This window comes from Streptomyces sp. NPDC008125 (genome assembly GCF_042957125.1).
Classification (GTDB): Bacteria; Actinomycetota; Actinomycetes; order Streptomycetales; family Streptomycetaceae; genus Streptomyces.
In genome coordinates this window covers 94,298-108,574 of record NZ_JBIBHR010000011.1, presented here as the reverse complement: position 1 = coordinate 108,574, position 14,277 = coordinate 94,298, and the positions used below count along the sequence as shown (strand labels likewise).

11 protein-coding genes are annotated in these 14,277 nt (G+C 69.9%); 2 read left to right on the top strand and 9 right to left on the bottom strand.

The window, feature by feature from the left end; all coding sequences use genetic code 11:
- The first annotated feature begins 117 nt into the window (after positions 1-117).
- Both ACFZAX_RS19985 and rfbC read left to right on the top strand, forming a co-directional pair.
- Positions 118-2,148 (top strand): glycosyltransferase, encoded by a 2,031-nt coding sequence (locus tag ACFZAX_RS19985; protein ID WP_390963123.1) that lies wholly within the window; start codon positions 118-120, stop codon positions 2,146-2,148.
- Positions 2,149-2,241: 93 nt separating this feature from the next.
- Positions 2,242-2,841 (top strand): dTDP-4-dehydrorhamnose 3,5-epimerase, encoded by a 600-nt coding sequence (gene rfbC, locus ACFZAX_RS19980; RefSeq protein WP_390963312.1) that lies wholly within the window; start codon positions 2,242-2,244, stop codon positions 2,839-2,841.
- 183 nt (positions 2,842-3,024) lie between these two features.
- On the opposite strand, the gene rfbD is transcribed toward rfbC, so the two are convergent.
- From rfbD to rplU, 9 genes are all read right to left on the bottom strand, one after another.
- Positions 3,025-3,909 (bottom strand): dTDP-4-dehydrorhamnose reductase, encoded by an 885-nt coding sequence (rfbD, locus tag ACFZAX_RS19975; RefSeq protein ID WP_390963122.1) that lies wholly within the window; start codon positions 3,907-3,909, stop codon positions 3,025-3,027.
- Complete coding sequence (rfbB, locus tag ACFZAX_RS19970) at positions 3,906-4,892, bottom strand: dTDP-glucose 4,6-dehydratase (RefSeq protein ID WP_390963120.1); 987 nt, start codon at positions 4,890-4,892, stop codon at positions 3,906-3,908. Before rfbB ends, rfbD begins: the two co-directional genes overlap by 4 nt.
- Complete coding sequence (locus ACFZAX_RS19965; protein ID WP_390963119.1) at positions 4,889-5,959, bottom strand: glucose-1-phosphate thymidylyltransferase; 1,071 nt, start codon at positions 5,957-5,959, stop codon at positions 4,889-4,891. The genes rfbB and ACFZAX_RS19965 overlap by 4 nt, the downstream gene beginning before the upstream one ends.
- Before the next feature lie 163 nt (positions 5,960-6,122).
- Complete coding sequence (locus tag ACFZAX_RS19960; protein WP_390963311.1) at positions 6,123-7,301, bottom strand: glycosyltransferase; 1,179 nt, start codon at positions 7,299-7,301, stop codon at positions 6,123-6,125.
- A gap of 200 nt (positions 7,302-7,501) precedes the next feature.
- The gene (locus ACFZAX_RS19955) at positions 7,502-9,547 is read right to left on the bottom strand and encodes a hypothetical protein (RefSeq protein WP_390963118.1); all 2,046 of its coding nucleotides are present in this window, start codon (positions 9,545-9,547) and stop codon (positions 7,502-7,504) included.
- Positions 9,548-9,680: 133 nt separating this feature from the next.
- Entirely contained in the window at positions 9,681-11,180 is a 1,500-nt protein-coding gene (locus ACFZAX_RS19950) for a D-ribitol-5-phosphate cytidylyltransferase (protein ID WP_390963117.1), read from the bottom strand.
- 430 nt (positions 11,181-11,610) lie between these two features.
- On the bottom strand, positions 11,611-13,047 hold the full coding sequence (obgE, locus tag ACFZAX_RS19945) for a GTPase ObgE (protein WP_390963116.1): 1,437 nt from the start codon (positions 13,045-13,047) through the stop codon (positions 11,611-11,613).
- Positions 13,048-13,186: 139 nt separating this feature from the next.
- The gene (gene rpmA / locus ACFZAX_RS19940; RefSeq protein WP_014045902.1) at positions 13,187-13,444 is read right to left on the bottom strand and encodes a 50S ribosomal protein L27; all 258 of its coding nucleotides are present in this window, start codon (positions 13,442-13,444) and stop codon (positions 13,187-13,189) included.
- A gap of 11 nt (positions 13,445-13,455) precedes the next feature.
- Positions 13,456-13,776 (bottom strand): 50S ribosomal protein L21, encoded by a 321-nt coding sequence (rplU, locus tag ACFZAX_RS19935; protein ID WP_042812502.1) that lies wholly within the window; start codon positions 13,774-13,776, stop codon positions 13,456-13,458.
- Positions 13,777-14,277: the final 501 nt, after the last annotated feature.

The window sequence follows — 14,277 nt, the reverse complement described above, 5'->3', positions numbered from 1 at the left end:
TGTTCGATGCGCCACAACCGCTATGGTGCTTCCGGGCGGCGGCCCTCGCCCTCATTCGGTCTCCGATCCCGACACCGCCTTCGCGTTCAGGGTTCCCACAAGAGATGGGACACAGTTGTGTCAGTCAAAGTCAGCGTCATCATTCCGGTGTACAACCCGGGGAAGTACATCGATCCCGCCATCGACTCGTTGCTGCGTCAGACCCTGCCCGCGAGCGAATTCGAAGTGCTGTTCGTCAATGACGGCTCGACCGACGACACACGCGAGCGCCTCGAAAAGCTCGCCACCGTGCACCCGCACTTCCGTGTGATCACCATCCCCAATTCCGGGTGGCCGGGCAAGCCTCGCAATATCGGCGTGGCGGAGGCCAAGGGTGAATACGTACAGTTCCTCGACCAGGACGACTATCTGGCCTCCGAGGCCCTGCTGCGCCTCTACAACATGGGGCACCGCAACGGCTCCGACATCGTCATCGGCAAGGTGGCCAGCAACTTCCGCGGCGTTCCGCACGGCGTTTTCAAGGTCAACCGGGAAAAGTGCACCCTGCGCGACGCACCGCTCTACGACTCCCTGACGCCGCACAAGATGTTCCGGACGGAATTCCTCCGCGAGAACAACATCGCCTACCCCGAGGGCAAGCGACGCCTGGAGGACCAGCTCTACATGATGCAGGCGTACTTCCCGGCGAAGGTCGTCTCCATTCTCGGGAACTACACCTGCTACTACTACTCGCGGCGCGACGACGGACAGAACGCGGGCTCCGCGAAACTCATCCCTTCGGGCTACTACGGAAATCTCCGCGAGGTCCTCGACGTCGTCGTGGAGAACACCGAGCCGGGCGAATTCCGCGACCTTCTGCTGCGCCGCTTCTACCGTGTGGAGATGTTGTCGCGCCTCAGTGAACCCGCCGTGCAGAAGTACGCGCCGGAGTACCGCGACGAGATGATCGACGCCGTCCAGCCCCTGGCACGTGACTTCATGCACGACGGCGTGCACGACGGGCTCGGCCCGGTCCAGCGGCTCCGCTCCACGCTGCTGCGCAACGACGACCGCGAGGGGCTGGTCCGCATCGCCCAGTTCGCCGGCTCCATCAAGGCGGCCGCCCGCCTGGAGAAGTTCGAGTGGCAGCCGGACGGCCGCATCCGCGTCGACATCACCGGCCGGCTCGTGCACGGCGACGACCAGGCGCCCGTGACCCTGGTGCGCCGGGACGGCCGCCTCCACCTGCACCCCGACCTCACGGCGGACCTGCTGCCGGCCGGAGAGCTGCTGGACGTCGAGGACGACCTCGACGGCTACATGGCGGAGATCTCGCTGCGCAACCGCGAGACGGCCGTCGAGTGGCCCTGCCCCGCCAAGTTCACCTCGGAGGTCAAGGAGATCTCCGACGGTGTCTTCGAGGTCGTCCTGACCGGCCACGGCCACGTCACCTCGGAGGGCGTCAAGAACCGGGGCCGCGTCTCGCGGGGCTTCTGGGACATCTGGGTGCCGCTGCGTGGCCTCGGCGTGGTCCGCAAGGCCCGGCTCGGCGCCGACCGCGACCCGGCGGTCGACGCCGAATGCCTGCCCGCCTCGCTGGGCTCGCCCGCCCGCGCGGTCATCCCGTACTTCACCGACCCGCACGGCAACCTCACGCTGGACGTGGCGCGCCGGGCCAAGAAGCTGGCCGTGTACCTGGAGGGCCGCCCGGTCCTGCGCACCCCCGGCAGCAAGACGGAACTGCGCCTCGACATCGTCACCACGACCGCCACGGCGCCCTCCAAGGCCGATCTGGTGCTGACCGCGGCCGGCGGCACCGACCGGGTGCTCCCGACGACGCTCCGCCCCGTCCAGGGCCGCGCCCACCTGTCGGTGCCCGCCAAGGCCGCGGACATTCCGCCGGGCGAGTGGAAGCTCTCGGTCCGCCTCGACGGCGCCAAGAGCGCCGCCGTGCCCCTCGCCGACGTGCGGGTGGAGCGGGGCGGGAAGATCGTCCTCGTCTCGGACCTGCCCGTGGTGAGCCCCGCCATGCTGAGCGCGATGGCCTCCGCCCGCCGCAAGGCGACCGTCCGCAGCGCGCTGCGGACCGTGGGCGGACCGATCGTCCGCCGGCTCCCCGCGAAGGCCCGCAAGAAGGCGCGCGGGCTCGCCGCGAAGGTGGCCGGCTGACATCCGGCCCTCCCGGTACCGGACGGCCGGGACACAGCCTGGCCGGAGAAACTGAAGTGCACGAGAAGCGAAAAGAACAGGAACGTGAATCAGATGCGGCAGCTCGACATCGCCGGAGCCTGGGTCCAGGAGCCCAAGGTCTTCCCCGACAGCCGGGGTAGCTTCCACGAGTGGTTCAAGGCGGCCGACTTCACCGAGGCGGCCGGCCACGGGCTCCAGCTGGCCCAGGCCAACTGCTCGGTGTCGAGCCGGGGCACCCTGCGGGGCATCCACTTCGCCGACGTCCCGCCGAGCCAGGCCAAGTACGTCAAGTGCGTGCGCGGCGCCGTGCTGGACGTGATCGTGGACATCCGGGTCGGCTCCCCCACGTACAAGCAGTGGGAGGCCGTCCGCCTCGACGACGTGGACCACCACGCGGTGTACCTCTCCGAGGGCCTCGGCCACGCCTTCATGGCGCTGACCGACGACGCCACCGTGGTGTACCTCTGCTCCGAGGGGTACGCCCCCGGCCGCGAGCACGGGATCAACCCGCTCGACCCGGAGCTGGGCATCGAGTGGCCCGAGGGCATCACCCCACTGCTCTCCGACAAGGACGCCGCCGCCCCCACGCTGGCCGAGGCCGAGGCACAGGGTCTGCTGCCCTCCTTCGAGGACTGCCAGGCCTACTACGAGCAGCTGCGCGCCCGGGGCTGACCCGGCGACGGCCCGTACGAGAACGCCCGGCCGGGTTCACCGGCCGGGCGTTCGGCGTTCCCGGGCGGCGGCGGGCCCCGGAAGGGGGACGGGGCCGGGAAGGGGGACGGGGCCGGGAACACCGACGGCCGGACCCCCGCCCGGGCGGTCGGGGGTCCGGCCGTGGTGGCGGCGCGTCGGGCGTCAGCCGCGCTCGGCGGCGACGAGGGCGGGGAACGCCTCCGCCAGCGCCTCGTGCCAGTCGCGGACCGGCGCGATCCCGGCGGCGGACCAGCGGTCGTGTCCGAGCACGCTGTACGCCGGGCGGGGAGCGGGCCGGACGAAGGCCTCGCTGGTGGTCGGACGGACCCGCTCGGGGTCCGCGCCCAGCAGCCGGAAGATCTCCCGGGTGAAGCCGAACCAGGTCGTCTCGCCGCCGCTGGTGCCGTGGTAGACACCCGCCGGGGCGTCGCCCGCGAGGGCGGCCCGGCCGAGGGCGACCAGACGGTCCGCCAGGTCGACGGTCCAGGTCGGCTGGCCCCGCTGGTCGTCGACGACGTCCAGGGTCTCCTTGACGCCTTCCAGCTTGATCATGGTGCGGACGAAGTTGCCGCCGCCCGCTCCGTACAGCCAGGCCGTACGGACCACGTAGCCGGTCTCCGGGAGGGTTTCCAGGACCGCGCGCTCGCCGGCGAGCTTGGTCCGCCCGTAGGCGCTGCGGGGGGCGGTGGCCTCGTCCTCGGCGTACGGCTTGTCGGCGTCGCCGGCGAAGACGTAGTCCGTGGAGACCTGGAGCAGCACGGCGCCGTGCTCGCGGCACGCCTCGGCGAGGACCGCCGGGCCGGTGCCGTTGACGCGCAGCGCGGCCTCCTCCTGGCTCTCCGCGTCGTCCACGGCGGTCCAGGCGGCGCAGTTGACGACGACCGCGGGGCGGTGCTCCGCGAACGCGGCGGCGACGGCGGCCGGGTCGGCGATGTCGAGTGCCGCGCGGTCGGCGGCGACGGCGTCGCCGCCCTCGGCCGCCAGCTTCGCCAGGACGTCCCGGCCCAGCATGCCGCCCGCTCCGGTCACCAGCCAGACGGGGCTCACAGGGCGGCCCGGTCCTTCAGCGGCTCCCACCAGGCGCGGTTGTCGCGGTACCACTGCACGGTCTCGGCGAGGCCCTGCTTGAAGTCCTTGCGCGGGACGTAGCCGAGCTCCTCGCGGATCTTGGTGCAGTCCACGGAGTAGCGGCGGTCGTGGCCCTTGCGGTCCTCGACGTAGGTGACGCTGGTCTCCCAGTCGGCGCCGCAGGCTTCCAGCAGCAGGCCGGTGAGCTCCTTGTTGGAGAGCTCGGTGCCGCCGCCGATGTTGTAGACCTCGCCGGCGCGGCCCTTCGTGCGGACCAGCTCGATGCCCTGGACGTGGTCGTCGATGTGCAGCCAGTCGCGGACGTTGGCGCCGTCGCCGTAGAGCGGGACGGTCTTGCCGTCGAGCAGGTTGGTGACGAAGAGCGGGATGACCTTCTCGGGGAAGTGGTGGTGCCCGTAGTTGTTGGAGCAGCGGGTCACCCGCACGTCGAGGCCGTGGGTGCGGTGGTACGAGAGCGCGATGAGGTCGCTGGACGCCTTCGCCGAGGAGTACGGCGAGTTGGGCTCCAGCGGGTGCGTCTCGGGCCAGGAGCCCTCGTCGATCGAGCCGTAGACCTCGTCGGTGGAGATGTGCACGAAGGTCCTGATCCCGGCCAGGTGCGCGGCGTGGATCAGGGTGTGGGTGCCCACGACGTTCGTACGGACGAACTCGGCGCCCCCGTCGATGGAGCGGTCCACGTGCGACTCGGCGGCGAAGTGCACCACCTGGTCGTGCTCGGCCATGAGCTTGCCGACGAGTTCGGCGTCGCAGATGTCGCCCTGGACGAAGGAGAAGCCCGGGTGGTCACGGACCTCGTCGAGGTTGGCGGGGTTGCCCGCGTAGGTGAGCTTGTCCAGCACCGTGACGGTGATGTCGCCGGGGCCCTGGGGGCCGAGGACGGTACGGACGTAGTGCGAGCCGATGAAGCCGGCTCCGCCGGTCACCAGGATGTTGGTCGTCATGAGGAGATCTGCACCTTGCTGTGGTCGCCGAGGACGAGTCGGTGTGCGGACGGGTTGCGGGGCGCCGGGGTGACCTCGACGTCGCGGCCGATGAGCGACGCCTCCACGCGTCGGACGCCGGTGATGGAGGCCCCCCGGAGCACGATGGAGTACTCGATCTCGCTGTCCTCGATCCGGCAGCCCTCGGAGACCGAGGTGAAGGGACCGACGTACGCGTCGCTGATGACCGAGCCGGCGCCGATGATCGCGGGGCCGACGATGCGGCTGCCGGTGACCTTCGCGCCCGGCTCGATCCGCACACGGCCGATGATCTCGCTGTGCTCGTCCACCTCGGCGCCGTCCGTGGCCGGCTCGACGGTCTCCAGGACGGACCGGTTGACCTCCAGCATGTCGGTGACGTTGCCGGTGTCCTTCCAGTAGCCGGAGATGGTGGTGGAGCGGACGTTGCGCTGCTGGTCGATCAGCCACTGGATGGCGTGGGTGATCTCCAGCTCGCCTCGCCAGGACGGCTCGATCGAGCGGACGGCCTCGTGGATCGCCGGGGTGAAGAGGTAGACGCCGACGAGGGCGAGGTCGCTCTTGGGCTCCTTCGGCTTCTCCTCCAGCGCGACGACGCGCCCCTCGCCGTCCAGTTCGGCGACGCCGAACGAGGTCGGGTTGGGAACCCGGGTCAGCAGGATCTGCGCGTCGGGGCGGTCCCCGCGGAAGCCCTCGACGAGGCCGGTGATGCCGCCCACGATGAAGTTGTCGCCGAGGTACATGACGAAGTCGTCGTCACCCAGGAAGTCGCGCGCGATGAGCACCGCGTGCGCCAGGCCGAGCGGCTCCTCCTGGGGGATGTAGGTGACCTTGATGCCGAGCGCGGAGCCGTCGCCGACCGCTTCGCGGATCTCGGCGGCGGTGTCGCCCACGATGATGCCGACCTCGGTGATACCGGCGTCGGCGATCGCTTCGAGACCGTAGAAGAGAACCGGCTTGTTGGCGACCGGTACCAATTGCTTCGCGGACGTGTGGGTGATCGGGCGCAGGCGGGTGCCCGCCCCGCCGGAGAGTACGAGTGCCTTCACGTGTGCTGTCCCCAAGCTGCGTGGTCGGTGGCCGGAAGCCGGATGGCAGGCGTTCCCGAGGCCGCTTTCATTCCATGGGATATTACTTCGAGTTCCCGTGAGGTTTCCCGATGAGTAACTCTGCCACCGTCCCGGCCCCGGCCGTCCGCTCCGGGCCGTCGGGTCAGACCGAGGACTTCCACCGCTTCATGTCACGACGAACCCGGCGGACCACCCTGCGGGCCAGGGTCGGCGTGGGCTTGGACTGACCCGGCTTCGACCGCGCGGGCGCCTGCAGCCGCTTGCTCGGTGCCCACTCCGGCACCGTCATCTCGAACGCCGAGTCGGGAAGGCCCGCCTCGGGCTTCCGGAAGTGCGGGTAGACGAGGTAGGCGGCGTCCCCCTGCTCGGCCCGGACCACCTTCGGGGTGTGCCGGGCGGCGATGTACCGGTGGATGTCGGCGAGCAGGTCCAGCCGGCCGCGGGCGACGCATTCGAGCCGGAGGCGCTCGTTCACCTTGATCAGCTTCGCCACGCCCGGCGTCCAGTACTTGGTGATCGGGGCGGCCAGCTCCAGCTTGTGGGCGCGGACCTCCTCGCTCTCCTTGAGGACGCCCGGCCCGAACTGCTGGATGAGCCCCACGGTGAACGGGCGGGCCATCATGAAGTCGCGCTTCGGCCCCTCGGGCACGAGTTCGGCGATGAGCTCGACCAGCGCCTCCAGCGCCTCGAACCGGGGCTCGTAGCTGCCGCTGCGGGTGACGTGCAGGCCGTCGTCGCGGCCCACCAGGTAGTAGCAGACGTACTCGGAGACGACGGAGACACCGGCGCCCCGGAGGTAGGCCTCCATGGTGAAGATGGCGTCCTCGCCGTTGCGCATCTTCTCGTCGAAGGTGATCCCGTGACGGGTCAGCAGCTCGCGGCGGAAGAGCTTCTGGGCGCTGAGGGTGTAGATGACGCGGGAGTCGAAGATGTCGACGCGCTCTTCGTCGTGGCGCCCCCACATGGATCCGGCGGCGCCCCGGTTGACCCCCACCATCTTGCCGAGCACCACGTCGGTGCCGGCCTTGTCGGCGATGGCGACCATGCGTTCCAGTGCCTCGAAGCCGAGGAAGTCGTCGGCGTCGAGGAAGAAGACGTACCGGCCGCGGGCGCGGGCGAGGCCCACGTTGCGCGGGCCGCTCGGGCCGCCGGAGTTGGCCTGGTGGATCACGGTGGTGGGGACGGCCGTACGTGCGGCGAACTCGTCCAGGTACGCACCGGTGCCGTCCTTCGACCCGTCGTCGACCGCGATGAGCTCGAAGCGGTCGGCGGGAAGGGTCTGCGCCTCCACGGACTGGAGGCAGCGGATGAGGTAGGGCATGGCTTCGTAAGCGCCGATGATCACGCTGACGTCTGGAATTCGAGTGTCGTTCACGAATAGAGATGACAGCGGACGCACAGAATTGGTTGTGCACGCACAGCAAGTGCGATAGGTGACTTGCGTCACAATGGCCCGTTCTGGCCTCTTCGGAGGCGGGAACGGGCCATTGGGCGATGCATTTCGGTCATCTCTGGTGAGATTCAGCCACTCACGTGTTCGCCGAGATGAGCGACCCCGACATTGCGCGCCTCCGCCCGGGCGGCCAGCGCCTGGACGGCACGGTCGAACTGGACGAGCGAGGACGGCTCGTCGGGTCCGAGGAGGTACTCCTTGAGCTCGCGCCGGCCCTCCGCCCGGTCGTCCGCGGCGGGGTCGGACACGGCCGCGAGCAGGCGGTCCAGCTCGCTCGCGTCGTTGGAGAGGATCACCGCGGCACGGACGGCCGTGTTCTGGCGCTTGAACTCCTCCTCGCCCAGCTCGGCCGAGTCGGTCACCGCGTACGGCTTGCCGCTGGCGATGAAGTCGGAGACCACGCTGGAGATGTCCGACACCATCGCGTCCGACTCGTTGAAGCAGTCGTACAGGCGCATGGTCGATCCGGAGATGACCTGGTGCTGCCACCAGCCCTGGGAGCGCCAGTAGGCGGTGTTCCAGTCGTCCCGCAGCTTCGCGGTCTCGGCCTCGCGCGCCGGGTCGGCCAGCGAGTTGCGCGAGAGCTCGGCCTCGTCGCGGGCCTTCTCGCCAGTGCCGCCGGCCAGCTCGGCCAGCCGCGCCTCGATACGGGCCAGCTCGGCGCGGGCCTCGGCCTGCTCGCTCGCGAGCGCCGTGCTCTCCCCGGCCCAGCGCGGGTCGGTGGCGCGGCGGGCGGCCGCGTCCTCGATCATCGCGGTGATCCGCAGGTGGGCGGCGGCGGCCTTGCGGCTGCGGGTGCCGGTGAACGGGTGCGGCTTGTAGAGCACCCGGACGGGCTTCTCGGACTCCAGCAGCCGGCGGACGATGTTCTCCCCGGCGAGCAGCAGCGAGGTGTTGCCCGGGTTGTCGTCCCAGCCCTCCCAGGTGGGCGCGTACAGCACGGTCGGGACGGGGTTCTTTGGCGTGCCGGTCCAGGAGGTGATGGAGGCCAGCTGCGGCCGTCCCACCTCCACGATGTCCTCGTCGCGGACGCCGACGTCGGCCAGCGCGTAGCGGTCGCGGCCGGCCCGGCCTGCGGTCCAGACCTCGTCGTACGCCTTGCTGTACGGGTTGACGCTGGCCAGCTTGTCGCTGTCGCCGTGGCCGATGAAGACGTGCTTCATGGTCGGCACGCGCAGCATGTGGATGTTCTTGCCGACGTTGGCCGCGTAGAGCGCGACCCGCACCGTCGAGAGGTCCATGTTCATCAGGTGCACGCCGCCGGGGACGCAGAGGACCGGCACGGACGTCCCGGCGAGCTGCGGGACGATGGCGCGCTCGCGGAGCACGATCATCGGGCGGCCGCTCAGCCGGCCCATGGTCTCCAGCCACATGTTGACCTGGTAGGCGGAGTCCCTGGAACCGGAGAAGTAGAGGATGACGGTCGGCTTGTACTCCTGCAGCCACGCGTCGACGGCCGCCAGGACCTTGGTCTCCGGCGGGACGAGGCGGCTGGGCCGCACGTACGGCAGCAGCGCGAGGATGTAGAACACCGCGAGGACGAGCGTCAGGCCGAGGCCCGCGTAGGCGAGCGCGTCGGTGCCGGTCTCGATCGCGGCGACCACGCCCACCACGGCGAACACGTCGAAGTGGAGCATCTTCTCGGCGGGGCGGCTCATCAGCAGGCGCGGCGGCGCGTCCCCTATCCCGACGGGGCCGAGATCGATGTTCCGGGTGACCACCGGCAGCTTGCGGCGGAGCCGGATGAGGGTCACCATCGCGCTCTGCGGTGCCTGGAGGCCGTAGAACGCCAGGAGACAGGCGACCGTCGTGTAGAAGAACGCCCCCTCGCCGTATCCCATGCGCGACATGAGCAGGATCAGCAGCAGCTCACGTACGAGGAAACGGATCGACAGGCCGGCCCGGACGGCGGCGAGGCGATTGACGAGATAACTGCCGCAGTGATGCAGATACCGGTCGGCCAGATATGTGACAAGGACCGCCGCGGAGAACAGCCAGATATTGGGGAGTATCGCCGCGAGCATGACGCACGGGAATCCCAGGACCAGGAGAATTGCGGCGGCGAGCTCAGAACCACTGCCCACTCTCGCCACGCGAATGGCTTTCGAAAACACGAAGTACCGCTCCCGAGGGTTCCGACTAATACCTTGCGGGGGAATTGTGATGAAATAGCTTCACGAATTCGGACCCCTGCCGTTCACGCGAAGGTGAACGACAGGGGTCCGAATGGTGGATTGTCGAGCAGTATTACACATCGGCCTGTCGGTCCAGGACGGCGGCCAGCGCCTGCTCGAAGCCCGACGCCTCGGAGGCGCCCCGGGTCGGGTCCTGCTGGCGGACGTCGATGACGTGCCCGGTCATCTCGGAGAGCAGCACGTCGAGGGAGGTCCGGGCGACCGCCTCGGAGGAGAGCAGCGACCCCGCGGGCTCGTCACCGAAGGCCTTCGTACGCATCGGGGTGGCGGTGCGCTCCGGGTTCACGCAGTTCACACGCACTCCGTCACCGGCCCACTCGTCCGAGAGCGCCTGGGTGAGATTGACCATGGCGGCCTTGGTGGAGGAGTACAGGCTGTACTCGGCCCGGCCCCGGGTGTAGCTGCTGGAGGTGTAGAGGAGCAGCTGACCCTTGGTCTCGGCGAGGAACTTGTGCGAGGCCCGGGCGATCTGGACCGGCGCGAGGTAGTTGACGTTCAGGGCTTCCTGGATCGTCGCGTTGTCCGTCTCGGCGAGCTTGCCGATCCGCAGCACCCCGGCGGTGTTGACGACGTAGTCGACCCGGCCGGTCTCGGCGTAGGCCGTGGAGAGCGCGTCGTCGATGTGCTCCGGGTTCTCCACGTGCGTGCCGGTGGTGGACCGGCCGAGCGCGTAGACCTTGGCACCGAACGACTCGGCGAGGGCGGCGATGTCCGCGCCGATCCCGTAGGAGCCGCCGAAGACGACCATGGTCTTCCCGGTCAGCGCTTCCCGGTAGGCCGCGTCGTCGGCGGGCGACGGCACGGCCGTGGAGGCCAGCTGGAAGAGCTTGTCCGCGATGAAGACGTCGACCGGCTGGGTCACCTTCATGTTGTACTCGTCGCCCGCGACGACGTAGATCGGCACGTCGGGCAGGTACTTCAGGACCACCGAGCAGTCGTCGGTCGCCTGGAAGTTCGGGTCGCCGGCCGCGACCTCGTAGGCCCGGCGGATGGTGGAGAGCTTGAACGCCTGCGGCGTCTGGCCCCGGCGCAGGCGGGAGCGGTCGGGGACCTCGGTGATGAACTCGCCGTCGCCGCCGTGCGTACGGGTCACGATGATCGTGTCCGCGGACGGGATGGCGACGTCCACCGCCTGGTACCGCCCGAGGGCGTCCACGCAGTCCGTGATGACGCGCTGCGACAGCAGGGGGCGCACGGCGTCGTGGAAGAGGACGTTGCGGTCCTCACCCTCCGCCAGGCCCTCGCCGAGTACGGAGATGGCCCGCTCGGTGGTCTCGTTGCGCGTCGTCCCGCCCTCGATGACCTTGACCACCTTGGTCAGGCCGGCCTTCGTGACGATCTTCTCGACGTCGGCGACATAGCCGGGCGCCATCAGCACGATGATGTCGTCGATTGACTCGGACTGCTGGAAGATCGACAGGGTGTGCTCGATGACAGCCTTGCCTGCGATCTTCAGCAGCTGCTTGGGGATGGACAGTCCCACGCGCTGACCGGTACCCCCGGCGAGCACGACTGCTGTGGTACGGGCTTGGGCTATGTGCTGCACAGACACAGACGACCTACCTTGCGAGGGCTCGGGAACCCCCCGATGGTTGCACTCTCCGTTACCATCTCGCAAGGTGGACGTCGAGTGCGGGCCGCCCCCACGACACCTGCCGTTCCCGTGTGAGCAGGGCCGTTACCTGCGAAAGTGCCGCGCGAGCAGGTGACCGACACCACACGGTTGAGCGGCCGATGTCCCGCCTGAGCACGGCGGACGGCCTGTTCGTTTCACCCGACCGGGCGACACGCACCGCCCTGCCTCACCCGTTCGGGGGTCGTTCTCCTGGATTCCGCGGCGCCGCACCGCCCGCCCCGGAACGCCCGAAGGCCCCTCCCCCGGCGACCGCGCGGGGCCGGAGGCCCTGCTGCGGTGCCGGCGGAGAGGCCCGTACCGGGTTCCACGTGCCCGGTATTCCTCACGGCTCTCGGGACGGCTCCCTCTAGAAGGGGTCGAACTCGTCGTACTCCTTCTGCGCGTCGTCCCGCTCGGCGTCGCGGTCCCGGCGACGCTGCGCGGCGGGGCGCGGGGCCTCCAGGCGGTGGTCCTCGCCACGGCGGCCGAGCATCTCGGCACCGGCCATCATCGTCGGCTCCCAGTCGAAGACGACCGCGTTCTCCTCGGCACCGATGGCCACGCCGTCGCCCGCGCGGGCGCCGGCCTTCATCAGGGCGGTCTCGACGCCGAGGCGGTTCAGCCGGTCCGCGAGGTAGCCGACGGCCTCGTCGTTGTTGAAGTCGGTCTGACGCACCCAGCGCTCGGGCTTGTCGCCGCGCACCCGGTAGATGCCCTCTTCGTCGACGGTCACGGTGAACCCGGTGTCGTCGACGGCCTTCGGGCGGATGACGACCCGGGTCGCCTCCTCCACCGGCTTGGTGGCACGCGCCTCGGCGACGATCCCGGCCAGCGCGTACGAGAGGTCGTTGAGGCCCTTGTGGGCGATCGCGGAGACCTCGAAGACGCGGTAGCCGCGCGCCTCCAGCTCCGGGCGGATCATGTCGGCCAGGTCCTGGCCGTCCGGGATGTCGACCTTGTTGAGGGCGACGATGCGGGGCCGGTTCTCCAGACCGCCGTACTGGCGCAGCTCCTCCTCGATGATGTCGAGGTCGGACACCGGGTCACGGTCGGACTCCAGCGTCGCCGTGTCCAGCACGTGCACGAGCACCGAGCAGCGCTCGACGTGACGGAGGAACTCCAGGCCGAGGCCGCGGCCCTGGCTGGCGCCGGGGATGAGGCCCGGGACGTCGGCGATGGTGTAGACGGTCTCACCGGCGGTGACGACACCGAGGTTCGGGACGAGCGTCGTGAACGGGTAGTCCGCGATCTTCGGCTTGGCCGCCGAAAGCACCGAGATCAGCGAGGACTTGCCCGCGCTCGGGTAACCGACCAGCGCCACGTCGGCGACGGTCTTGAGCTCCAGGACGATGTCACGGTCCTCGCCCGGCTCGCCGAGCAGCGCGAAGCCGGGGGCCTTGCGGCGGGCCGAGGAGAGCGCGGCGTTGCCGAGGCCGCCGCGGCCACCCTGTCCGGCGACGAACGTGGTGCCCTGGCCGACGAGGTCGGCGAGGACGTTGCCGTCCCTGTCGAGGACGACGGTGCCGTCCGGCACGGGCAGGACCAGGTCCTGGCCGTCCTTGCCCGAACGGTTGTCGCCCGCGCCGGGCTGGCCGTTGGTGGCCTTGCGGTGGGGGTGGTGGTGGTAGTCCAGCAGCGTGGTCACGGCCTGCTCGACGACGAGGATCACGTCGCCGCCGCGTCCGCCGTTGCCGCCGTCGGGTCCGCCGAGGGGCTTGAACTTCTCACGGTGGACGGAGGCACAGCCGTGGCCTCCGTTACCCGCGGCGGCATGGAGCTCGACGCGGTCCACGAAGGTGGTCATGGTGGGTGCCTCCAGGTACTGCTATCTACGGATCTGTCTCTGATGTAACACGCCGAGGGCGGACCCGCTTCCCCGTCGACCGGGAAAGCTGAGATCCGCCCTCGGAAGGTGTTGCGTCGTTACCGTGCTCGCCGGAAGATCAGGCGGCGACGGGAACGATGTTGACGACCTTGCGGCCGCGGTGCGTACCGAACTCCACCGCACCGGCGGTCAGCGCGAACAGCGTGTCGTCGCCGCCACGGCCGACGCCCGTGCCCGGGTGGAAGTGGGTGCCGCGCTGGCGGACCAGGATCTCACCGGCGTTGACGGCCTGACCGCCGAAGCGCTTCACGCCGAGCCGCTGAGCATTGGAGTCGCGCCCGTTCCGAGTGGACGATGCGCCCTTCTTGTGTGCCATGTCTCAGTCCCTTACTTCGCAGCCGCGGGGATACCGGTGACCTTGATCGCCGTGTACTGCTGGCGGTGACCCTGGCGACGGCGGTAGCCGGTCTTGTTCTTGTAGCGAAGGATGTCGATCTTCGCGCCCTTGTGGTGGTCCACGACCTCGGCCTGGACCTTGATGCCGGCCAGGACCCACGGGTCGCTGGTCACGGCGTCGCCGTCGACAACGAGCAGGGTCGAGAGCTCGACCGTGTCGCCAACCTTGGCAGTGGAAATCTTGTCAACCTCAACGATGTCACCGACAGCAACCTTGTGCTGGCGGCCACCGCTGCGCACGATGGCGTACACGCGGATCTCTCTCTCGCTCGGAACGGATCCCCTGATGCCAGCCGCTCGCACGGGCCGGAGCCCGGGACGATCCGGAAGGATGAGCGGCCTCTCCTGGCGCGGAACCGCACCGGGAGGGATGTGCTCAGGGGCAGGCGCACAGACAAACACGCCGAGGGGCAAGGCTACGGGGCCACCGCCCGACGGGTCAAACCGCCCCCCGCGAGCCCATCCGCCCCGTGCGGCGTACGGGGCGTCCCACCCGGCGCGCACGTCGTCCCGTGCGGCGTACGGGGCGTCCCACCCGGCGCGCACGTCGCCCCGTGCGGCGTACGGGGTCTCCCGCCCGGCGCACGTACTCCCGGAGAGCTCCACGGGTCCGCGAGCGGTCCGGACGGGCCGCTCGCGGACTCCTGACGTAGGGAGGCCGGGTACGCCGCCCCCCTGCCCGAGTACGCGCCGGTGGGCCGCTCCCCCGCATCGGGGAAACGGCCCACCGGTGGTGGCGCGTGCGGGATCAGC